Source organism: Bacteroidetes bacterium SB0662_bin_6 (genome assembly GCA_009839485.1).
Taxonomy (GTDB): Bacteria; Bacteroidota; Rhodothermia; order Rhodothermales; family VXPQ01; genus VXPQ01.
Genome location: VXPQ01000023.1, coordinates 17,381 through 39,031, shown reverse-complemented (window position 1 = coordinate 39,031; position 21,651 = coordinate 17,381). Strand labels below are relative to the sequence as shown.

Genomic DNA, 21,651 nt, shown 5'->3' with positions numbered 1-21,651 from the left:
CGGATCGTTACGCTGCAGGCCGATCCGATGTTAAAGTAATGCGATCCAGAATGATTTCCGCGGCCTCCCGTTTGCTCATCATGGGAAGCGCCTCCTCGTGCCCATTACGATTCAGCAATGTGATCCGATTGGTTTCCGTTTCGAATCCTGATCCGGCAGTAAGCATGTTGAGCACAATCCAGTCCATGTTTTTTTCCTGGAGCTTTTTGCGCGCGTTTTCCAGTCCCTCACTGGTTTCCATGGCGAAACCCACAAGGAGCTGTCCCTCGGCCCGGCGTTGTTGCAATGCATAAAGAATATCCGGTGTGCGTCGCAAGTGCAACACCATATTTCCGCTTCCCTTTTTGATTTTTTTCGTGGCGCGTTCCATGGGGGCGTAATCCGCGACGGCGGCGGCCATGATCACAATATCCGCTTCGCGATGCGCCATGACGGCGTCGTGCATTTCCTCGGCGCTTTCCACATTGATTCGCTCCACATGCAGGGGGGTTTCGAGATGTGCCGGGCCGCAAATGAGCGTTACCGCCGCACCGCGCCGGGCGGCCGCTTCCGCGAGAGCAAAACCCATCTTGCCGGAGGAGGGATTGCTGAGAAAGCGTACCGGGTCTACATGCTCCCGGGTAGGCCCCGCCGTTACGAGCACCCGTATGTTTTCGAGATCACGAGAGGCAGCATCGCCGCCTTCCTTGTCTGCAGCGATCATTTTGAGGATGCGCTGCATAATCTCTTCCGGCTCCGGCAAGCGGCCCTGACCTACCAGCCCGCTTGCAAGAGGGCCGTAGGTTGGGGGCATCAGGACATGTCCGCAGGCACGGAGAGTCTCCATGTTACGCTGCGTGGCCGGATGGACCAGCATGTCCTCGTCCATGGCAGGGCAGACGAGAAGCGGACACCGAGCGGCAAGCGCTGTGGCCGTAAGAATATTGTCGCAGAACCCCCCCGCCATTTTGGCCAGCGTCTGCGCGGTCGCCGGGGCAATGACAAAGACATCCGCCCAGTGGCTGAGGGAAATGTGCCGGGTCCATGATCCATCTTCCGCCTCCGGGAAGATGTCCGTAAGAACGGGGTGTCCCGATACCGTGCCCAGGGTCAACGGGGTAATGAAACGGGACGCGTCCGGCGTCATCAGGACCTGAACATCTGCACCCGCCTTCTTCAACAGGCGCACGAGTTCGACGGACTTATATGCAGCAATGCCACCTGTAACGCCGAGCAGGATATGCCGCCCGTGCAATTCGGCATATGGCTTGCTGGCCGTCATGTTCTCACCGAAAGGCCCGGAATGTATTTGAGTGCCTGAGGGAAAGGCGCTCAGCCGGGAAGTGCTCCGGACAAGTCTTCTTTGTCGGGATTCCGGAAGTAAATTTCGTTTTCCTCAAGCTCGCCGATAGCGATCTCGGAGGGCTTGGGACGTTTCTCGTATTCCAGCGATACACGAGCCTGTTCCTCCTGCATCCGGAGATTGTCCATCTCGGATGTAAAACCCTCGTAATACGCCAGTTTTTCGTCAAGTTCAGCCTTCTGTCGCGCGGCTATTTGACGTGCACGTTTCGAAAGCACCACGACGGTTTCGTACACATTGCTGTTCTGTGCCGTGAGGTTTTCGATGTCTATAGTCTTCATTCCCATGGAAGGGCCCCTGTATGCATTTTCGGGAATTCTGTAATTCAACCTCTGATAAACCGGCGGACCACACGCAAGGTTTCCTTGACAGCCCGCTCGACATCGTCGTTTTCGATAACCTTGTCCGCTTTTCTGGCCGCATCGAGTTCCCGGCGCGCCCGGTCAAGCCGGACTCGAATGGTTTCCTCGTTTTCCGTGGCGCGTTCCCGGAGGCGCCGCCCGAGCTCCCTCAAGGATGGGGGCCGAATAAAAACGATAAGTGCATCGTTGCCGAAAATGTTCTTTATTTTGAAGGCGCCGTCAATGTCGATATCGAGCAGGACCGGGTTTTCAGTGCTGGCGCCTTCCAGTTCGGACCGCAGCGTACCGTACAAACGTCCCGGATACACTTCTTCATGTTCGAGCATCTCGCCGGAGTGGATACGCGCCTGGAATTCCTGGTGTGAAAGGAAGTGATAGTCTTTACCATCCTTTTCGTCAGGACGCCGGGGTCGCGTGGTGGCCGATACCGAAAAGCGAAAAGCCGGTATGGCGGCCATGATCCGGTTGGCTATGGTCGTTTTGCCGGAACCGCTGGGGGCCGTGAGCACCACAATGCGCGGGTTGTGGTCGGGGGGTTTCATTCCACGTTCTGTGCTTGCTCGCGAATTTTTTCCAGTTCGTCTTTCATGGCTACTGCAAGGTAGGAAATCTCCGTGTCTCCGGATTTGGACCCGAGCGTATTCACTTCACGATGTATTTCCTGTGCAATGAAATTAAGCTTCCGGCCTTCCGCATGCTCACTTGCGAGGCACTTGCGGAAAAGATTCAAGTGAGATTTCAGGCGTACGCACTCCTCGGTGACGTCCAGACGATCGGCCAGGATCGCAATCTCCAGTTCCAGACGGTGAGGGTCGATACGGTTGTCTTCGAGTACATCAGCCACCCGCTGGCGCAGCCGCTCCCGTGCACCCTCGACCCGCTTCGGCGCGAGGGTTTCAGCCTGCTCCAGCAGCAGGTCGATAGCTTGTAGCCGTTGTTCCATGTCTTTCAGGAGGGCGTCTCCTTCGAGGCGCCGCATGGCTTGCAGGTTGGCTATAGCCTTGTCGAGCGCTTGTTCCGAGGCGTTCCAACCTTGGAGCGTTTCTTCGGGAGAAACCTCCGTCGTCTGAAAAATATCGGAATATCTCAAAAGATGCTTGAGCCGCACCGGTTCGGTGAGCCCGGCCGTTTCACGCAGTTCATTCAGCAGTTCCATGCAATGCCTTACCCCCTCGGGGTTTATCCTGAGGGAAGCAAGCTGGTCTTGTCCCGTCTCCACCTGAATTCGGGCGGTGATCCGACCCCGCGCAAAGTTCTTTTTTATGCGGGCCTGGACCTCCGATTCGTATTCGTTCAGGCTGCGCGGCAGGCGCACGGATACTTCACAGAAGCGATTGTTGACCGAGCGAAGTTCGACGGTCGACGACGTGCCGTTTACCTCCGCTTCCCCAAGACCAAAACCGGTCATGCTGTGTATCATGGAAGCGGGTATTCAGATGAGCAATGGGCGCGGTCCGTAATTTTCCGGTTCGGTTTCATCCGGTCCGGCCGCGAAAACAGAGCGGAGAGGGTGGGATTCGAACCCACGGTACCGCGTGAACGGTACACTCGCTTTCCAGGCGAGCCCCTTCGGCCGCTCGGGCACCTCTCCGGGACATAGTAAACGGTCGCTTATAGGATACTCTGATTAAGTCCGCGAAGCTCAGAGGCTGCGAGGGGTGCGCTGGCAAGGAATGACGAAGCAATGTGGCAGGCCCCACATAATGAGGAATGACGCAGCCAGCGCACCCCTCGCAGCCTCCCGCAGGGCGCTTCACGTCCGCGATGCCCCGAATCCGCAATGTTTTCTGCTGATTTCAACGATGGAATCATGACGTCCTGTGCTTACGAACGTGAAGCGCTGAGCGAAGTGGTTTTGATCAGGGTATCCTATACTTGAAGAGCCACGGGGTTCGTTCCGGGATATTGCCGTACGGGGGCTGTACCGCCCGATGCAGGGCCGGATTATACCTCCATGATTTCCTCCTCCTTGCGGGCGGTAAGCGAGTCGACAAGGCCTGTCAAACGGTCCGTGACTTCCTGCAGTTGGTCGCCTCCTTCAAACAGCATGTCTTCCGGAATATGCTCTGCCTCGCCCATCTTGCGCATTTTGTCCTTGATGTCACGGCGAATGTTGCGAATGCCGATTTTTGCGTCTTCTCCCCGGCTTTTTGCCGTTTTGACAAGGTCCCGCCGCCGCTCCTCCGAAAGCGGGGGTACCGGGATGCGAATCATGGTCCCATCGTTCGACGGATTGAGACCCGTGTTCGATGCTATAATGCTTTTTTCGATTGCTTCGAGCGCGCCCCGATCCCATGGTTGTACGGTGAGCAAGTCGGGCTGCGGGGCGCCGATGCTCGCAATCTGGTTGAGCGGAGTCTGGGCGCCATAGTAATCCACCCGCAGGTTGTCGATCATGGCCGGTGTGGCCCGCCCCGCCCGGATGACATGTAGTTCGCCCCGCAACCATTCGAGGCTTTTCTCCATGTGTTCTTCGGCCTCCTGGAGGAGCGCTTTGAGATGCTCATTGATCATGGCTGGACTCGTGTGAAGGAGAATATTTCCGTGCTGGATACCCCTCGATTTTTCAGGGCGCCACCGGCGGGTTTTCGTTCCAGTGGACAACAGTGCCGATGCGTTTGCCGGAGACGATACTCTGCAGATTGCCCGGCTCATTCACATTGAACACGAGGATCGGCAGTTTCGATTCGCGGCAGAGGGTAAAGGCCGTAATATCCATAACGCGGAGATTTCTGCGAATGACCTCGTCCCCGGAAATTTCATCGTACATTTTCGCATCCGGTTCGGCTTCGGGATCCGCCGAAAAAATGCCGGCGACCCGCGTACCTTTCAAGAGAGCATCGGCTTCGATTTCGAGAGCCCGAAGTGCAGCAGCCGTGTCGGTCGTGAAGTATGGATTCCCGGTGCCGGCGCCGAAGATGACCACCCGTCCTTTTTCCAGATGGCGGATAGCCCGCCGGCGGATGAACGGCTCGGCGATTTCCTCCATCTTTATACTGGATTGCAACCGTGTCTGCAGACCCGCCTGCTCCAGCGCGTCTTGCAGGGCCATGGCATTAATCATTGTGGCGAGCATGCCCATGTAATCCGCATGTGCACGGGTCATCCCGGCATGGGTCGTTCGAACGCCGCGAAAAATGTTGCCGCCGCCGATTACGACGGCCACCTCCATTCCGCGCTCCACAATGGTTTCGATTTCCCGGGCGTATCCGGCAAGCACATCGGGATCAATGCCGTACGACCGGGCGCCCAGCAACGCTTCCCCGCTCAGTTTGAGCAGGATACGCTTGTATGCGCTCCGATGCGTATCGCTTGCCATGATTTCAGGGGGTCAGGAGATTATTCTCCCAGTGCGAAACGAACGAACCGGTGTACGCCAGCCTCCGCCGTTTTCAGCATAGCCTTTACACTCATTGAGGAATCCTTGACGAAAGGTTGTTCGACCAGCACGTGATCCTTGTAGTACCGTTCCAGCTTACCGTTGGCGATTCGGTCAATAATGTGCTCCGGTTTGCCTTCGTTCCGGGCGGATTCCCGCGCAATCTCAAGTTCTTTCTCCTTGATGCTCTCGGGGACATCTTCCTTGGTAGCGGCAACGGGGTTCATGGCGGCCACCTGCATGGCCACATCGGTTCCGGCATCTTCCACTTGACCGTTGCCGTACATGTCCACAAGGACCCCGAGACGGGAGCCCGGATGAATATAGGCGACGATTTGCCCATCCTCGCTTTCAAGCAGGGCGAACCGGCGCGCGACAATCTTTTCGCCGATTTTTCCCGTGGCTTCCACCAGGGTCTGTTCCACAGATCGGCCCTCCGCGAACTCGACGCCCTGCAATGCATCGGTGTTTTGCGGTGCTTTTTCCAGTACGATCCGGGCAATGGCTTCGGCCAGCTGTCTGAACTCCTCGTTCCTTGCTACGAAGTCGGTTTCACAATTGAGTTCGAGGAGCGCCCCTTTTTTTCCGTTGTCGGAAATTGCAGCCACCACGAGCCCCTCATTGGCTTCTCGAGCGGCTCGTTTCTCTGCCACCTTCTGCCCTTTTTTGCGCAGAATATCCACGGCGGCTTCCAGATTGCCGTTCGCTTCCTGGAGTGCTTTTTTGCAGTCCATCATGCCGACTCCCGTGAGTTCACGGAGTTTTTTGACGTCGGCTGCCGTTATAGTCATGGTCGTTTCCTGTCTTCAAAGAGGAATTTGCAAGAGGAGCGATCCGTGCGGCTGCGAGGATCGCCGGTTCGTCAGGATTTCCGCTTGTTGCCTTCCTGGGTTTCCCTGGTTTCTTTCGCCCGCTTGCCTTCGTTCACCGCACCGGCAATGACGGAGGTAACGAGCTGGATCGACTTGAGTGCGTCGTCATTGGCCGGGATCGGGTAATCCACCAGGTCCGGATCGCAGTTCGTATCGATCATTGCAATGATCGGTATGCCGAGTTTGCGCGCCTCCTTTACGGCAATGTGTTCCCGATTGATGTCCACCACGAAAACCGCTCCCGGAAGACGCGGCATAGTGGCTATGCCGCTGAGCACCTTCACGAGTTTTTCGTGTTCGCGGGTATGCATCAGCCGCTCCTTTTTCTTGAGCGTCTGGAAAGATTCGCCTTCCTCGAATCGGGCCAGTTCGTCCATTCGCCGGATGCTCCCGCGAATAGTCTGAAAATTCGTCAGTGTGCCGCCAAGCCAGCGTTCAACCACATACGGAGAATCGCACGATACCGCATAGTTACGGACCGTTTCCCTGGCCTGTTTTTTCGTGCCTACGAAGAGGAGCGGCCTGCCCATGCGCGCAAAACGGGACGCCGCCTCTGCCGCGTTGTTCAGCATCGCCTGCGTTTGCATCAGGTCGATGATATGGATGTTGTTCCGCTGCATGAAGATGTATTTCTTCATCTTCGGATTCCAGCGGGACGTGAGGTGCCCGAAATGCGTACCCGCTTTAAGGAGTTGCTCAATGCTGACCTGATGTCCGGATTTCTGTCCGGTTTCAGGGGCTTCCTTCGGGGTTGCTCCGGGCTCGGAGACGGTCGTTGCGGGTGTCGTTTCGCTCATGAATAGGGCGGAATCCGCCGGGTTTGTTCCTCTACCGCCATCCCTCATGAAACATGACCGGCGCCCCGGCCACCCTGTTGCATGTCAGGCGGTATGTGTGATTAAAAACGGTTGTCCGGTGCATGCGTTACCGCTTGCTGAACTGGAACCGTTTGCGGGCCTTCGGACGACCGTACTTCTTGCGTTCGACCATGCGGTCATCCCGGGTAAGGAGTCCGGCGTCGCGAAGAGGTTTTTTAAAATCTTCGTTAAAATCAATCAGCGCACGAGCAATGCCGAGTCGGATGGCTTCAACCTGTCCCGTCAATCCCCCGCCTTTTGCATTGACCAGCACATCGAATTGCCCGGTCGTTCCGGTCACCTCAAAGGGCTGAAAGATGATCTTACGCCGCCAGTCGAGCGGAAAATATTCTTCATAGGGACGGCGGTTAACCGTTACCTGACCGTTGCCGGCGCGCAGATAAACGCGTGCGGTGGATGTTTTTCGACGGCCTATGCCGATGTGCTGAGCAAGTGCTGCCATGAATGAGGGAGTCGTCGCTTCGCTTGGTTATAAGGTGAGTTCCTTTGGTTTCTGTGCTCCGTGCGGATGGTCCGGGCCGGCGTACACCTTCAGCTTTTTGAGCATCTGACGGCCAAGGGGGCCTTTCGGCATCATTCCCCGGACGGCGTTCCGCACGATAAAATCCGGTTTGGAGGTGCGCATTTCCTCGGGTGTCGTAAACCGTTCGCCACCTGGGTATCCGCTGTAACGAAAGTATTCTTTTGCCGTTTCCTTGTTGCCGGTGAGGCGGACCTTGTCCGCATTCACGACAATCACAAAATCGCCGGTATCCACATGGGGCGTGAACCGAGGCTTGTGTTTTCCGCGTAGAATCGAGGCGATGCGCGATGCAAGGCGTCCGACCACCTGATGCGTGGCATCGACGACGTACCACGTGCGCTCCACGTCGCCGGGTTTGGCGGAATAAGTTTTGAAGCTATTCGCATTCATGGCTGAAATCATTTATCTTGAGCCGCTACGCAGCACATCTTTGCCTGAATTCCCGCACAGGCACCGATCAAGGCGTTTCCGTGGCGTCGGATCATTCCAGTGGAGTACCCGGACGACTCTGACAAACACCTGTTACGAATCAACGTAGCCAAGGAAAATACGGCCTTTGGAGTATTACGTCAAGTTTTTCCACACAGATGCCGACCGTGATTTTATGCAGCGGTCTTGCGACGTCTTTGATCCGCCAGAACCTTCCTCGAAACCGTTACTTGTGCGGTTTTTTCCGCAGTCTGCTTTATTTCCTCGCCTGCCTCCGGGCTATCCAATGCTGTACTCATCCTTTGAATCGCTGGACGAATTGGTGGCTGCCCTGCCTTTTCATCTCGACGACATTTCCGCCATAAACGCAACCTATTTACGCTGGTACGCCTCACGGGACGCCCATGAGCGCGAAGTGATTCAGCTATGGACGTACTGTTTTATCCGAAGATATTTTCTCGTGAAATTCGTTCAGGAAGCATCCTGGAGCGCAGTGGATCTGGATATGATCGTCGAGACCGCGTTTCGCAAAACGGAAGAACGAGAAGGCCAGATCAGGGAGCCGTCGCGTTATGCGAATTGGGTCAGCGTGGTGTGCAAGAATACGTTCCGCAACTACCTTCGCTCGAAACGCCACCAGATACCGATCGGACACGTCCCGTTGCCTTCTCTCGTGGCGGAAACGCCGGTTGCTTACAATGAATCCGGAAAAAGACAAGAGGCCCTGGCCCGCGCCATCGATAGGCTTCCGCCTCATCTGCATGCTTGCGTGCAGCTTCGCTTTCTTACCGGGTTATCGTATACAGAGATCGCGCAGCGGACAGGTCGACCGCTTCCGACCATTCGCGCATACATCTACAAAGCAATCAAACGTTTGCGGGAAGATGCGGAATTTCTAAAAAATTTCGAATAATGGCGCGCGGCGCCGCTTGATCTGTCAGTTGTTCAGCATCACCGGCATGATGAGCATCAGGACATGTTCGCCTTCGCGCTGGGTTTGCGGCGTAACGACGCCGGCGCGGTTCGGAGAACTGAACTCGATAACGACTTCATCGTCGTCGATGTGCCCCAGGACCTCGTTCAGATAGGTTGCATTGAATCCGATAGCCATCTGCTCGCTGTTGTATTCGCATGGTACGGTTTCATGCGCTTCGCTCGCCCGCTCAATATCCTGTGCATGAATTTCGATGTGGTCTGCATTGAGCTTCAACCGTATCTGAGGCGTCAGGCTGGACGAATACAGGCTGACGCGTTTCACTGCGGCGAGTAGCGCATTCCGCTCCACAACAATCCGCTTGTCGTTGTCTTTCGGAATAACGGCTTCGTAGTTGGGGTATGCTTCGGCAATAAGCCGCACCAGAATGCGAGTATTGCCGGCGACGAAGCCCGCATACCCTGCGTCCACGAGAATCGTACATGTTTCTCCGGAGAGGACCTTGCTGGCCAGTGAGATGGCTTTTTCCGGAATGATGAAATTGACATCTTCCTGCGCCGTCATGGAGTCGATTTGCATACGGACAAGGCGGTGTCCGTCGGTCGCGACCGCACGCCCCGGATCCGGACCGATCTGAAAGTACACCCCCATCATGGCCGGGCGCAGTGCGTCCCTGCTGACGGCAAAACTCGTCTTGTCGATCGCGCGTCGGATCAGATCGCCGGTGGTTTCTATACTGTGTTCCGGGTCGAGTTCGGGCAGGGATGGATAGTCGCTCCCATCATGTCCGGACATTTTGTATTCGCCCACATCGGTTTTGAGCACGATCCGGAATTCCTCATCCGCCTGGAAGGAGATCGGTACTTCGGGCAGAGCGCGCAGCGTGTCCAGCAGGCGCCGGGCCGGCACGGCAATGCGTGGGGTGTGGTTTTCTTCAAATTGCACTTCTACCTGTTGTACAATAGTGACCTCCAGATCCGTTGCACTCAGGCTAAGGCGCGTTTCGTCAACCTGTTCGAAAAGAATGCACTCCAGAATAGGCAGGGTGCTTTTTGTGGGGACGGCTCCCCCGGCGGTAGTCAGCGCCTTGAGGAGATCGGCGCTGGAGGCGGTAAATTTCATAGTGTTAATGTTTAATGTATCGCTCCCTCGGGTGGCAGGTATGCGATGGTTTGCAGCACTACGGTTAGCAAAATAGCCATGTCCGGGTTACTAAGATAGCAATGCGCGGGCGAAAGAATCACCGATGACGTATCTCAATTTCCCGACGGATTCGTTTGAGGGTTTCCCGGAAATTCGGGTCTGTCTCCATGTGATTCTCGACCCCCCGGCAGGCATGAATCACGGTAGAATGATCCTTGCCGCCGAAATACCTGCCTATCGTTGCGAGAGAATGCCCCGTCAATTGTTTGCTGAAGTACATACCTACATGACGTGCCTGCACAATCTCGCGTTTTCGCCCCCGGCCAAGCACCAGGTCCTCAGAGACTCCAAGGTATTCGCAGGTGATGCGGCGGATTTCTTCCACCGCCGGTTTTGCATGCGTGTCGATGAGCAGTTCGCCCAGCACTTCCCGAATGAGCGGGATATCTATTTCACGCCGGTGCAACGTGGCGTGCGCCAATAGCCGTATCAGAGCGCTCTCCAACTCGCGGACATTGTTCTTGACATGGTGTGCAATGAATTCGATGAATGCGTAAGGGATGGAGATACCCTGGTCATTGGCTTTGCGATTCAGAATGGCGATGCGTGTTTCCAGCTCGGGTTGCTGGAGATCGGCGACCAGTCCTCCCTGAAACCGCGAGAGCAGCCGGTCGGCCATGCCGGCCATTTCCTGCGGAGCCCGGTCCGTCGAAAAGACGATCTGTTTGCCGGCCTGGTACAGGATATTGAAGATGTGGAAGAGGCCTTCCTGCGTTTTTTCCTGATCGCTGAAGAACTGGATGTCGTCGATGATTAACAGGTCTATTTCACTGTAGAACGCGACAAATTCGTTGCTCCGGTTTGTCCGGAGCGATTGCATATAGTCCGAGGTGAAATAATCACTCGACGTATAGAGGACCTTGTAGTTGCTGTGCTTACGGACATGATTGCCGATGGCCTGAACCAGGTGTGTTTTTCCTAACCCGACGCCCCCGTAAATCAGTAACGGGTTAAAGGTCGTATGACGGGGCTGCTGTGCGATGGCCAGGGCCACGCTACGGGCGAACTGGTTACAATCGCCTTCTATGAATCGGTCAAAGGTGTACGAACCGTTGAGCGGAAGTCCCGAGGCGACGAAGAACGGGTCTGAGGATTCGGAAGCGCCCGGCGCAGCGTGGAGCAGATAGTCCGGGGCAGCCGGTTCGGAAAAGGGCTCTGCCTCGGGAACAGACGCCGGTTGTTTCTTTGCACTGCCCGGCGGATATGCGGATGCTTTTTGATCGTCCTGTTTCACGCTGTCGCTCACGATGGCCATGTCGTCGAAAAACCCGCCGGATGGCGTAGTTCGTCCGATATGCACCTATTATTCACAATCGGGAGTTATTCCCTCGAGGATTCGCATGTTTCATGTTCGGTTTCCGATGGATACGCTCACAGGTTATGCACATCATCTGTTTTTGTACAGGTCCCAATGAATAAAAGACTTAAGTCAAAAATTCGGCCACTTTTCCACATTTCCCGCTTCATTTTATCGTCGCTGGTTACGTATCTCCAGTGGATGAGGCAAACTTGCCAACAACTTACTCACAAACATACCATTTTTTTGCGTTATCCGGAGGAATCCTTCTCCTGACACTCGACAGCGCCTTCTTTTCCTGCGGAACACATGGCAGGATGGTAACTATTTCGGGATCAAAAGACAAGCCGGCATGCCCTGGATTTCGCATGTGCGGGGCGGTACGGAATCTCTGTTTACACCACATGGCATTTCGGGCGAATCCGTGGCGCGTTTTTGTCTTGGAACGCTGGCGTGCATATCTTCGTTTGATGGAACAGATTTGACATGCTGTCATGTTTGCGATAGGTATCGAAGCGCTGGCGTCCGGAGTGCATGAACGAACGTTCAAGCCGGAGGTCGAGGCGCTGGAACTGGACCCTTCGGTGTTTCGGGATGTGGAAGTCACGGCACGCCTTGACGTGGCCGAGGGGCGCATTTTCGTTTCGCTGACGATTCGAGCGCGGGCTACGCTGGAATGCGACCGTACGTTGCGTTCTTTCGATCGACTGATCGAAGGTACGTACCGCATCCTGTTTTCCTGCGCGGAGTTCGCAGGCGGCAGGGAAGGCAGCTGTAATGAGGTCAGGATAATGGACCCGAGCGATCGGGTTCTGGACCTTACCGATGTTACGCGAGACACGATTTTGCTTGCGGTCCCGGCGCGTCGCGTCGCTCCCGGGGCAGAGGACATAGACATCCCGATGAGGTTCGGCGCCCCGCAAGGAACGCAGGACAGCAGCATAGACCCACGCTGGGAAGCACTCATTGCATTGAAGTCAGAGGAGGACCGGGATTAAGGTCGGCGTTCACGCCGATACGTTTGCCGGTGAACACAGAAAATCATGGCGAATCCAAAAAGAAAACACTCCAAGGCTCGAACACGGCAACGCCGTGCCCGGTACTACGGTAGCTTGAAGCAACCCCAAATAGCGGAGTGCCCCAACTGCGGCACGTCGATGCTCTTGCATCACGCTTGTCCCGGTTGCGGTTATTACCGGGGCCGTCAGGTGATCGAGCCGAAGGAAGCCGTTTAGGCCATACATTGCGTCCGGTCCGCCGGCCGTTTCTCCATATCTTCCAACATGGCCATTCGGGTAGCGGTTGATGCCATGGGGGGCGACAAGGCCCCCTCCGTTGTCGTAGAGGGCGCTATACATGCGCTGGAGGCTTCGGGCGATGATCTTGAGGTGCTTCTTGTGGGGCAGGAAGATGCCTTGCAAGCGGAGATAGCGCAAAGGAAGGAGGTTACCGACCTGTTGCCATTGCACATCATTCATGCACCTGATGTGATCGCTATGGACGAAGCCCCGGCCGCCGCCGTAAAATCGAAGTGGGGTTCTTCCATTCATGTCGGGCTTGGCGCGGTGCAGGAAGGCAGGGCCCACGGATTTGTCAGCGCTGGAAATACAGGCGCCATCATGGCGGCTTCGCTTTTCATACTGGGTAGTTTACAGGGCGTTGTCCGTCCCTCGGTCGTTGCCTTTTTCCCGACGACCAGGGGCCATTGCATCATCCTCGATGTGGGCACCAATGTGGATTGCCGCCCGGAGCACCTGCTTCAGTTTGCGAAGATGGGCTCGATCTATGCGTCCACTGTGATGCAGCTTGAGAATCCGAGGGTGGCCCTGGTGAACCTGGGCGAGGAAGCCCGGAAGGGAAACGAGCAGGTCAAGGCCGCCTACAAACTCCTCCAGGCGTCTCCGGACATTCATTTCTGCGGGAATATCGAGGGGCGTGACATCCTGCACCACATGGCTGACGTGGTGGTCTGCGACGGATTCGTCGGCAACATCCTTCTCAAGTTCGGGGAGAGCGTTGCGTCCGCATTCCCCCAGATGATTGCGGAAGAAATGGAGCGCCAGGCGTTTTCCGACCCGAACAAGAAGATGGTGCATGATGTGCTTTCTGCCGTGCGGCTTCGTTTCAGTTACGAAGAATATGGCGGAGCGCCACTGCTTGGAGTAAACGGCAATGTGATGATTGGACATGGCGGGTCGACGCCCCGGGCAATCGAGCGCATTATTCTTATGGCCGCCGATGTGGCGCGGCATGGGGCACTGGAGGCGATGAACAAGGCCTTCGGCAAATGATGCCCCGAACCATCATCTGTGCAGGGGGTTTGCAGAAGGGGCATTCCCAATCATGCAACCAGCGATCAACAGCGCTATGAGATATGCGGCCATTACAGCGGTTGGGCGCTTTCTGCCCGGCGAGCGGCTTACGAACGCGGATCTTGAGCGAATCGTAGATACCGATGACGAATGGATCCGGACGCGTACCGGCATTCGGGAACGCCGCATTCTCCGCGATCCCGATAAGGCGTCCGCCTACATGGCATCGAAAGCAGCGCAGGATTTGCTGGAGAAGCGGGCGCTGGATCCGGAGGAAATCGATGTGATCATCGTTGCCACCATCACGCCGGACATGTTTTTCCCTGCGACAGCCTGCCTTGTGCAGGATAGCATCGGCGCGTCGAATGCCTGGGGTTTTGATCTTTCCGCGGCGTGCAGCGGGTTTCTTTTCGCTCTTGCGACAGGTGCGCAGATGATCGAAAGCGGTCGCCATGAGAAAGTGCTTGTCATTGGCTCAGACAAGATGACCGGTATTACGAATTTCGAGGATCGGGCAACGTGTGTTCTTTTCGGAGACGCCGCTGCTGCCGTACTTCTGGAGCCTGATCCCGGGGAATGCGGAATCATCGATTTTTACCAGCGCATTGACGGGAAACATGCCGATCTGCTCTCTATGCCGGGAGGTGGGAGTCTGAATCCTCCCACCTACGAAACGGTTGCGAAGGGTATGCATTTTTTGCAGCAGCAAGGACGTGCGGTGTTCAAATATGCCGTGGACGGCATGGCCCGATCCGCCGAAGAGATCATGAAACGCCACAACCTGGGGGTGGACGATATTCGCTATCTCGTTCCGCATCAGGCCAACCAGCGGATCATCGATACTACCGCACGGCAAATGGGTCTCGATAGCGACAAGGTCATACTCAATATCGACCGCTACGGTAACACGACGGCGGCCACAATCCCCTTGTGTTTTGCAGATCGGGAAAGTGACCTGCGCCGGGGAGATGTGCTTATTCTCGTGGCGTTCGGTGGCGGATTTACCTGGGGGTCCTGTTATCTCCGCTGGGCCTACGACGGCAGCAAGGTGGTGAGCAAAGAGGCGGAAGTGCACGTAGCCGCGGAGTTGTAACCGGTCTGCGCAGGTTGTATGCCGCCACCAGCGCGCGCCTCTCAGCCTCCGAACTTCGCGGACTTGATCAGAGTATCCCATAGCGAATGATGAATAAGGCCGTCTTTCTTTTTCCGGGGCAGGGGAGCCAGTACGAAGGTATGGCGGAGGACCTGTACGAGCGCTTCGCCGAAGCCCGCGAGATCATTGATCAGGCGGATCGGCTGTTGGGCTTTCCGCTTTCGGAACTCATGTTCGGCAAATCGGCGGAAGGCGATGCTGCGCTGAAGCGCACCGACCGGACCCAACCTGCGCTGTACGTACACAGCATGGCGGTCATGGCGATACTGCGCCGCACGGATTTGCGGGCGGCGATGGCGGCCGGTCACAGTCTCGGCGAATACAGTGCCCTGGTTGCGGCGGGCGCCCTTTCCTTTGAAGACGGGCTGCGGCTTGTGCGGTGCCGCGGCGAACTCATGGCGAACGCGGACGACGAGCGCCCTGGTGCGATGGCCGCCGTGCTGGGCATGGAGGATGACCAGGTGATTCGCGCGTGCGAGGAGGTCTCGGGGGCTTCGGATTCCGTGGTGGCGGCAAATTTCAATGCCCCCGGACAGGTGGTTATATCCGGAGATGCATCGGCGGTTGAGCGGGCCATGCAGGAGGTGCGCGCCCGGGGCGCTCGGCGCGTGGTGCAGTTGCCCGTGAACGGCGCTTTTCACTCGCCGCTCATGGAGCAGGCCCGTGGAGGGCTCGAACGCGCGCTCTCCGGATGTACTATCCGATCTCCCCTCTTTCCTGTATACCTCAATGTGACCGCCTTAGCCACTTGCGATCCCGAGGAGATACGTCAGGCGTTGGTGGCACAGCTTACGTCGCCTGTGTACTGGTCCAGGTCACTCCGGAACATGCACGAGGACGGCGCCGACGGTTATATTGAGATCGGCGCGGGTAATGTGTTGTGCGGGCTGGCGCGTCGTACGCTTGGGCGGGACATCAAGACAGTTTTTGCGGGGAAAGCCGAGGAACTGGCGTTGATTCTTGCCAGGGCCTGTTAATACTATGCAGCGGCGCAACTTTTGTGTTCGCTTCTTCTGATTCACTGATTTCTTTGGGATAATGGCTTTCGATCTGGACGGAAAAACGGCGCTCGTTACGGGTGCTTCTCGAGGCATTGGCCGGGCTGTCGTCGAAACGCTGGCCGCGGCCGGCGCACGCGTGGCCTTTACATACCGGTCTTCTACGGACGAGGCGCATGCACTTTGCCGAAAATTGCAGGAATCCGGTTCGGAGTGCCTCGTTTTTCAGGGAGACGCCGCGGAGATTTCTTCTGCCGAGGAAGCGGTCGGCGGTGTACTTGAAGCATGGGGATCCATAGATATGCTGGTCAATAACGCCGGAATTACACGTGATGGACTGATGCTTCGGATGAGCGAGCATGACTGGGACGCGGTCGTGGGCACCAATCTGAAAAGCGTGTTCAATTTTTGCAAAATGGCGTATCGGCCCATGATGAAGCAGCGGGCCGGGAAGATCGTGAATATGTCTTCCATCATAGGCATTGTCGGAAACCCGGGGCAGACAAACTATGCAGCCTCCAAGGCCGGCATCATAGGTTTTTCGAAGAGTCTGGCCCGAGAACTCGGTGGCCGCGGGGTAACCGTAAATGTGGTGGCCCCGGGCTATGTAGAAACGGATATGACCGCTGCCTTGAGTGACGCCGCACGCAGCGCGCTCCTTGATACGGTTGCGCTGAAACGCACCGCAACGCCGCAGGACGTGGCGAACGCCGTACACTTCCTGGCCTCCCCCGCGGCGGATTACATTACGGGGCATGTACTTCATGTAGATGGGGGCCTTGCCATGTGACGCCAGCCGGGAGCATATCGCTACCGGCCCGCACGCCAGATACCAGACGTTATGAGCGAGAACGACGAAACCCTGTCATCTTCCTACACCAAGGTCATTGACTTGACCCGTCGCGCACAGCGCGAGGAGCATAACGAACGACAGATCCAGGAAATCCGAGAGGGTGTTGCAGAGCGCCTTCCCGACGCCTCCCTTGACAACTTGCCCGTGAAGGTGCGTGCGGCCCTTGGTGCTGCCGGATGGGATACCCTCATGCCCGTCCAGGAGCAGGTCATTCCCTACATTCTCGAAGGCGCCGACCTGATTGTACAGTCCCGCACCGGATCCGGCAAGACGGGCGCTTTTTTGTTGCCGCTTTTCGAGCTTCTGGATCCATCGCGCCGTGTCGCGCAGGCACTTGTCATGACGCCCACCCGCGAACTGGCGAAGCAGATCAACGAGGTGTTCGAACACATGAAGCAGGCCAATCCCGAAACCGGCGCTCTGGAATCTGTTCTTGTGTACGGGGGGGTCGAGTACGGTTCACAAATCAGGGGTTTGCAGGCGGGCGCCCAGGTAGTAATCGGTACGCCCGGCCGCATTCTCGATCATCTCAGCCGGGGCAACGCCGATCTGCGGCAACTCGACTATGTTATTTTCGATGAGGCCGATGAGATGCTTTCAATGGGCTTCTACCCGGATATGCAGGCGTTGCGACGGTATCTTCCCGCCGAACGGTGCACCCTGATGTTCAGCGCCACAATTCCTCCAAGAGTGCGGTCGCTCAGCCGCGATTTTCTGACGGAACCCCGGTTCATTTCGTTGAGTGCGGGCAAGGAGAGTATCGAGACGATGGAATACCGGTATTATGTAACCGATCCGATGGAGAAGGATCGCGTGCTGGTGCGCCTGTTCGAGATTGAAAATCCCGAATCAGCGATCATATTTGTCAACAGAAAAAGAGATGTCGAGTATTTGACGACGTTTCTGCGGAATTATGGCTATAGCGCCGATGCCATTTCCGGAGATTTATCACAGCAGGCCCGGGAGGCAGCTCTTGCCCGAACCCATGCAGGAGAAACGCGCTTTCTGGTCGCCACGGATGTCGCTGCCCGGGGGATTGACATATCGGACCTCAGCCATGTATTCATGTATGACGTGCCGCAAGATCCGGAATACCTGATTCACCGGTCGGGTCGTACCGCCCGCGCCGGGAAAATAGGCGTCGCTGTCGTACTTGCCACCGTGGAGGATGAGACGGACCTCATCCGTTCCGCAATGCGCTATGGGGTACCGGTGGAGAAACGCCCCCTCCCGACGCCGGAGGAGGTGAATGCGCGCGTTGCGGAGCGTCTTACGGTCGCGTTGGAGAATCGCCTTCGCGAACGAACGAATATGGATCGGGAGCGCGACCGGCAGTTTGTGCCGCTTGTCCGGGAACTGGCCCGGGAAGAACCGGAACTACTTGCCATGCTCGTGAGCGACATCCATATGAACAAGGCGCAGACGGTGCAGACGGTGCAGACGGCGCAGACGGCGCAGACGGCGCAGGAGGAAGTGAAGGAGCCCAAAAGTACTGGCAAAAAGCCGCGGAATCGGGCGCGTTCCCGCGGTAAGAAAAGGTAAGAGGAGTACGCTTTTTCCGTTGTGCTATCCCGCTGCTTCAGCCGTTTCTTCCGCCGGCGTCAGGGGTAGTTCAATGATCATCTCGGTGAACTCTCCCACTTCGGTATCTACACGGATGGCGCCCCCGTGCTCGCGGATAATGTCGCTGGACATAGCGAGGCCGAGCCCGGTGCCCTTGTCGGTGGGCTTCGTAGTGAAGAACGGATCGAATATCTTTTTCATCACATCGGGGGGAATCCCGGGGCCGTTGTCCTTGATGCGTATCTCGACAGAGTCTTCCTTGCGCCTGGTGGTGAGCCACAGCGTCGGCATGTAGTCCTTGATCCCCACTCCGGCTGCTGCCTTTTCACGTCGCTTTTCGTCGATGGCATAGCAACTGTTGTTCACCATATTCAGGAAAACGCGGCCCAGATCCTGGGATATGACCTTGAGAACGCCTGCATCCGGGTCGAAGTCCTCTTTTATGTCGAGTTGAAAGTCAGAATCGCTTGCCCGTACGCTGTGGTAGGCAAGACGGGCATGTTCATCGAGCAGGTTGTTGATGTCGGTGTCCTGGTGTTTTGCTTCGCCCCGCCCCAGCATCAGCATGTCGTGAACGATGCGGTCGGCGCGCTCGCCGTGATGTTTGATACGCTCGAAATTGCTGTTCAGGTCGTCCGTGATTTCCTGGATCAGGTCCTGCTGATCCTCGCTTAGCTGTTCGTCATTTTCATTCAGCACTTCGTGCAGTTCCTCAAGAAGTTCTTCCGACGCCTCGGAGAAATTCTTTACGAAGTTCAGCGGATTTCTGATTTCATGGGCGACACCCGCGGTCAATTCGCCAAGGGCCGCCAGTTTTTCCTGCATGACAATCTGATCCTGGGCCTTGCGCAGTTTGTCCAGCACGCTTTCCAGTTCATCGTTTTTCGTCTTCAGATCTTCCGCCAGTTTTTCCACGAGGTTGAGTCGCTGCACTTCCAGAGCATGGCGCCGGAATACCTCGAGGGCTCCGGCCATGTCGGTAACCTCGTCGTTTCCGCCGATCTCGACCTCAAGTTCCAGCTCTCCCTCGGCCATGCGATGCATCCAGTCCGACAAGCGTTGAATGCGGGAAAGCAATATGCGGCCGACGAATAACCAGGCAATAAGAATGGCTCCGACGATACTGACAATACTGATCGAAAGGAGCAGGGTGCGGCCCGTAAAGATGGCATTCGCAGAAGCGTCGGTGGCTTCCTGCGCACTGTTGCTCGCCGCAATCACCAGACTGTCCACTTCAGCGATAAGGCTGGCCGCCTCGTTGCTGTTGTATGCAAGCAAGTCCCGTTGATTCTCGGCGAGCCGTAGTTCCTCCTGCAGTAAAACAAAGCCGCTTTCCTCTCCCGTCCCCAAGGTGTACAGTTCGTCGAAAGCCGGAATAAGTTCGGCATGAAAAGGGGAATCCTGAAGCACCGCCATATTACGTTCAATGCGGCTGGCGGCGGCCTCGAAACGTTCCCGTAGCGGCTCGATCGTCGCAGCGGAGGAGTGAGTAAATGCGTTCACCAGCAACTCCGTGGCGATGTTGGCGTCCGCTTGCAATTCGGACAAGTGGCGGTACCGCTCCAATTCCTCTTCCGAGAGATGCTCCGAGCGCTCCGCCGGGGGAGTGCCGAGGTCCCGGTATCCGGTGGCCGTGTAGAAATACTGGTCATCGATGGCCGAGACCACTAAACGTTCAAGGTGGTTACGCAGGTCTATGATTTGTTCTCGTAAATTTTCCCGCGCCACAGCCAGTTCGAACATCCTTTCTCCCTGGTCTTTGATGGCTTCGATGTTGGCGGTCAGCGTGTCGGAATGGGCGCGAATGCGCTGAGAACGCTCATCGGTCCCCTCGCTGCTTTCCAGAACCGCCAGTTGCTGATCAAAGGATTCACGGGCTTCGATAATGCTTACATAGATTTCTTCGAATATCTCAGGGGTTTCAGCGGCCGTCAGGCGTGGAGCGGCAACCACCAGGGTCCCGCTGTATTGGGCAATCTCAAAGGCCGCCGCCATCTCGGGAATGGCGCCTTCGTTTACATCGCTCTGGGCTTCGCCGACCTGGTTGAAGGAAAACCACCCGACCAGACTTGCGGCCACGGTCAGGGCCACAGCGCCTCCAATACCGGAATAAAGTTGGGTGGAAATCCGGAAGCGACGGTTCTTCAGGCTTTGCAGTGAGTTAGCCACAGATTTCGTCTATGAACGAGTTGACGAGGTAACTAATTCATTGGCCACAGAACGGGCAGTTGTTTCCACAGACGATCTGTGTCCATGAGCGAGTTGACGGGATAATAGCGACCATCTTCCCCTATCATGGTCAGGAATACGGTGTCTGATCCCTGATTGTCGTGTTTCCCGTAGCGGAGTTTGAAGCCGTTGATGTCGATGTCGGCGCTGCCTGTCTGTTGCAGGCTATCGATGAAACAGTTTCTTGTCACATCCCGGGCACACCTTTCCAGTCCGGCGGCGGCCAGGCGTCCGGCCAGATAGCCTTCAAAGGAGACAAATCCGGGAACTTCTTCGGGGGCATAGGCCGACAGGGCGCGCTGGTAGGCGGCAACCACCGGGAGGGTCTGGTCCATCGGGAAAGGCACCACCTGGGTTACAAAGACTCCGTCGCCTTCCTCCCCGAGTTCTCTGGCCAACGCGTTACTGCCCACAAAGGAAATGGTTATGAAAACGGGATTCAATCCCGTATGCCTTGCCCATGAGATCAGCGCGGCAACCGGCTGGTACGCCCCCACGAGAATCACTGCTTCGGGATCGCCCTGACGCAGATCGAGGAGGGCTGTCTTGACAGCCAATGTATTCCGCGTATACAATCCGATGGAGGCTGGCTCCATCCCGCGTTTTTCGAGCGCCTGTCTTGCTCCCAGATAGCCCGCACGACCGAAGGAATCGTCCTGATAGAGTATCGAGATGCGCTCGATATCCAGATCTTCTGTAAGCCGGGCAACCATTTCCTCGGTTTCCTGGTCGTACGAGGCCCGCAGGTTGATAATGTTATGCCATGTGGTGTCGCGCAGGAAGGCGGCGCCAGTGAACGGAGCGATGTAAGGTATATTTGCATCTGCGGCAACCGGAACGGCGGAACGGGAAGTGGGCGTGCCGACTGCGCCAATCAGCGCAAACACTTTTTCCTCCTCGATCAATCGAACGGTATTCTCGATCGCTGCTTCGGGTTCATAGGCGTCGTCAAGGGATATCAGTTTCAATTGCCGTCCATGAACCCCGCCGCGCCGATTGACTTCATGAAAAGCGGCCTGGATACCCCGTTGCATCCCTTGACCAAGTTCCTGAGCTGGTCCACTGAAGGCCGCGGATTGGCCAAACACGACCTGTTCGTCGGAAACGCCGATTCCCTGAATTGCTACCGAAGCGGTATCCGGCAACGGAGCATCTTGCGGAGTACTTTCAGAGAAGGAGGTTGTCTCTACGTTTCCTTCCGGAACCACCTCGCCTTCACTTTTTTCGATCCCACTGCCCAACCAGGTCCATCCCTCCGGAATAGTGATGGAAACAATGAAAGGGCCAGTTCCCGCCAGAACCAGCATCAGAAGCACAGCTGCCA

At 56.6% G+C, this 21,651-nt stretch carries 21 protein-coding genes, 1 tRNA gene and 1 pseudogene; 8 read left to right on the top strand and 15 right to left on the bottom strand.

The features are described from left to right. Positions 1 to 7: 7 nt before the first annotated feature. The 11 genes from coaBC to rplM all read right to left on the bottom strand — a co-directional run bounded on the left by coaBC (position 8) and on the right by rplM (position 7,746). On the bottom strand, positions 8 to 1,261 hold the full coding sequence (gene coaBC / locus F4Y00_03550; protein ID MYE04032.1) for a bifunctional phosphopantothenoylcysteine decarboxylase/phosphopantothenate--cysteine ligase CoaBC: 1,254 nt from the start codon (positions 1,259 to 1,261) through the stop codon (positions 8 to 10). A 50-nt stretch (positions 1,262 to 1,311) separates the two neighbouring features. Further along, positions 1,312 to 1,629: a DNA-directed RNA polymerase subunit omega gene (locus F4Y00_03545; protein MYE04031.1), complete on the bottom strand. Its 318-nt coding sequence runs from the start codon at positions 1,627 to 1,629 to the stop codon at positions 1,312 to 1,314. Between the two features lie 38 nt (positions 1,630 to 1,667). Continuing rightward, on the bottom strand, positions 1,668 to 2,246 hold the full coding sequence (locus F4Y00_03540) for a guanylate kinase (GenBank protein MYE04030.1): 579 nt from the start codon (positions 2,244 to 2,246) through the stop codon (positions 1,668 to 1,670). After that, positions 2,243 to 3,124 (bottom strand): YicC family protein, encoded by an 882-nt coding sequence (locus F4Y00_03535; GenBank protein ID MYE04029.1) that lies wholly within the window; start codon positions 3,122 to 3,124, stop codon positions 2,243 to 2,245. Before F4Y00_03535 ends, F4Y00_03540 begins: the two co-directional genes overlap by 4 nt. 82 nt (positions 3,125 to 3,206) lie before the next feature. Next, positions 3,207 to 3,295: transfer RNA gene (locus F4Y00_03530), tRNA-Ser, on the bottom strand. Positions 3,296 to 3,648: 353 nt separating this feature from the next. Then, entirely contained in the window at positions 3,649 to 4,218 is a 570-nt protein-coding gene (locus F4Y00_03525; GenBank protein MYE04028.1) for a ribosome recycling factor, read from the bottom strand. Between the two features lie 52 nt (positions 4,219 to 4,270). Next, positions 4,271 to 5,023, bottom strand: a complete 753-nt coding sequence (locus F4Y00_03520; protein ID MYE04027.1) for a UMP kinase — start codon at positions 5,021 to 5,023, stop codon at positions 4,271 to 4,273. A gap of 20 nt (positions 5,024 to 5,043) precedes the next feature. Beyond that, positions 5,044 to 5,874 (bottom strand): elongation factor Ts, encoded by an 831-nt coding sequence (locus F4Y00_03515; protein MYE04026.1) that lies wholly within the window; start codon positions 5,872 to 5,874, stop codon positions 5,044 to 5,046. Positions 5,875 to 5,945: 71 nt separating this feature from the next. Further along, on the bottom strand, positions 5,946 to 6,752 hold the full coding sequence (gene rpsB / locus F4Y00_03510) for a 30S ribosomal protein S2 (protein MYE04025.1): 807 nt from the start codon (positions 6,750 to 6,752) through the stop codon (positions 5,946 to 5,948). 127 nt (positions 6,753 to 6,879) lie between these two features. Further along, complete coding sequence (rpsI, locus tag F4Y00_03505; protein MYE04024.1) at positions 6,880 to 7,275, bottom strand: 30S ribosomal protein S9; 396 nt, start codon at positions 7,273 to 7,275, stop codon at positions 6,880 to 6,882. Between the two features lie 27 nt (positions 7,276 to 7,302). After that, positions 7,303 to 7,746: a 50S ribosomal protein L13 gene (gene rplM / locus F4Y00_03500; protein ID MYE04023.1), complete on the bottom strand. Its 444-nt coding sequence runs from the start codon at positions 7,744 to 7,746 to the stop codon at positions 7,303 to 7,305. 214 nt (positions 7,747 to 7,960) lie between these two features. On the opposite strand from rplM, the gene F4Y00_03495 reads away from it, so the two are divergent. Further along, a complete protein-coding gene (locus F4Y00_03495) occupies positions 7,961 to 8,698 on the top strand; it encodes a sigma-70 family RNA polymerase sigma factor (protein MYE04022.1) in 738 nt (245 codons plus the stop codon). Between the two features lie 24 nt (positions 8,699 to 8,722). Here the strand turns inward: F4Y00_03495 and dnaN are convergent, their stop codons facing one another. Both dnaN and dnaA read right to left on the bottom strand, forming a co-directional pair. Beyond that, positions 8,723 to 9,841 (bottom strand): DNA polymerase III subunit beta, encoded by a 1,119-nt coding sequence (gene dnaN / locus F4Y00_03490; GenBank protein MYE04021.1) that lies wholly within the window; start codon positions 9,839 to 9,841, stop codon positions 8,723 to 8,725. Between the two features lie 118 nt (positions 9,842 to 9,959). Beyond that, positions 9,960 to 11,222, bottom strand: a complete 1,263-nt coding sequence (dnaA, locus tag F4Y00_03485; GenBank protein ID MYE04020.1) for a chromosomal replication initiator protein DnaA — start codon at positions 11,220 to 11,222, stop codon at positions 9,960 to 9,962. 491 nt (positions 11,223 to 11,713) lie between these two features. Here dnaA and F4Y00_03480 point away from each other — a divergent pair, with 491 nt between their 5' ends. The 7 genes and pseudogenes from F4Y00_03480 to F4Y00_03450 all read left to right on the top strand — a co-directional run bounded on the left by F4Y00_03480 (position 11,714) and on the right by F4Y00_03450 (position 17,951). Beyond that, complete coding sequence (locus F4Y00_03480) at positions 11,714 to 12,217, top strand: DUF177 domain-containing protein (GenBank protein ID MYE04019.1); 504 nt, start codon at positions 11,714 to 11,716, stop codon at positions 12,215 to 12,217. Positions 12,218 to 12,262: 45 nt separating this feature from the next. Next, positions 12,263 to 12,454 carry a 50S ribosomal protein L32 gene (locus F4Y00_03475; GenBank protein MYE04018.1) on the top strand — a complete coding sequence of 64 codons (192 nt, stop codon included), beginning with the start codon at positions 12,263 to 12,265 and terminating at the stop codon, positions 12,452 to 12,454. A 48-nt stretch (positions 12,455 to 12,502) separates the two neighbouring features. Beyond that, positions 12,503 to 13,510, top strand: a complete 1,008-nt coding sequence (gene plsX / locus F4Y00_03470; GenBank protein ID MYE04017.1) for a phosphate acyltransferase PlsX — start codon at positions 12,503 to 12,505, stop codon at positions 13,508 to 13,510. A 76-nt stretch (positions 13,511 to 13,586) separates the two neighbouring features. Next, positions 13,587 to 14,624, top strand: a complete 1,038-nt coding sequence (locus F4Y00_03465; GenBank protein MYE04016.1) for a ketoacyl-ACP synthase III — start codon at positions 13,587 to 13,589, stop codon at positions 14,622 to 14,624. A gap of 89 nt (positions 14,625 to 14,713) precedes the next feature. Continuing rightward, the gene (fabD, locus tag F4Y00_03460; GenBank protein MYE04015.1) at positions 14,714 to 15,661 is read left to right on the top strand and encodes an ACP S-malonyltransferase; all 948 of its coding nucleotides are present in this window, start codon (positions 14,714 to 14,716) and stop codon (positions 15,659 to 15,661) included. Positions 15,662 to 15,722: 61 nt separating this feature from the next. Further along, positions 15,723 to 16,472 carry a 3-oxoacyl-[acyl-carrier-protein] reductase gene (gene fabG / locus F4Y00_03455; protein MYE04014.1) on the top strand — a complete coding sequence of 250 codons (750 nt, stop codon included), beginning with the start codon at positions 15,723 to 15,725 and terminating at the stop codon, positions 16,470 to 16,472. 51 nt (positions 16,473 to 16,523) lie between these two features. Then, positions 16,524 to 17,951, top strand: a pseudogene (locus F4Y00_03450) (DEAD/DEAH box helicase). 150 nt (positions 17,952 to 18,101) lie between these two features. On the opposite strand, the gene F4Y00_03445 reads toward F4Y00_03450, so the two are convergent. Together F4Y00_03445 and F4Y00_03440 are read right to left on the bottom strand one after the other, a co-directional pair. Further along, positions 18,102 to 20,267: a HAMP domain-containing protein gene (locus F4Y00_03445; GenBank protein MYE04013.1), complete on the bottom strand. Its 2,166-nt coding sequence runs from the start codon at positions 20,265 to 20,267 to the stop codon at positions 18,102 to 18,104. Between the two features lie 32 nt (positions 20,268 to 20,299). After that, positions 20,300 to 21,634, bottom strand: coding sequence for an ABC transporter substrate-binding protein (locus tag F4Y00_03440; protein MYE04012.1), 1,335 nt, complete (start codon positions 21,632 to 21,634; stop codon positions 20,300 to 20,302). Between the last annotated feature and the right edge of the window lie 17 nt (positions 21,635 to 21,651).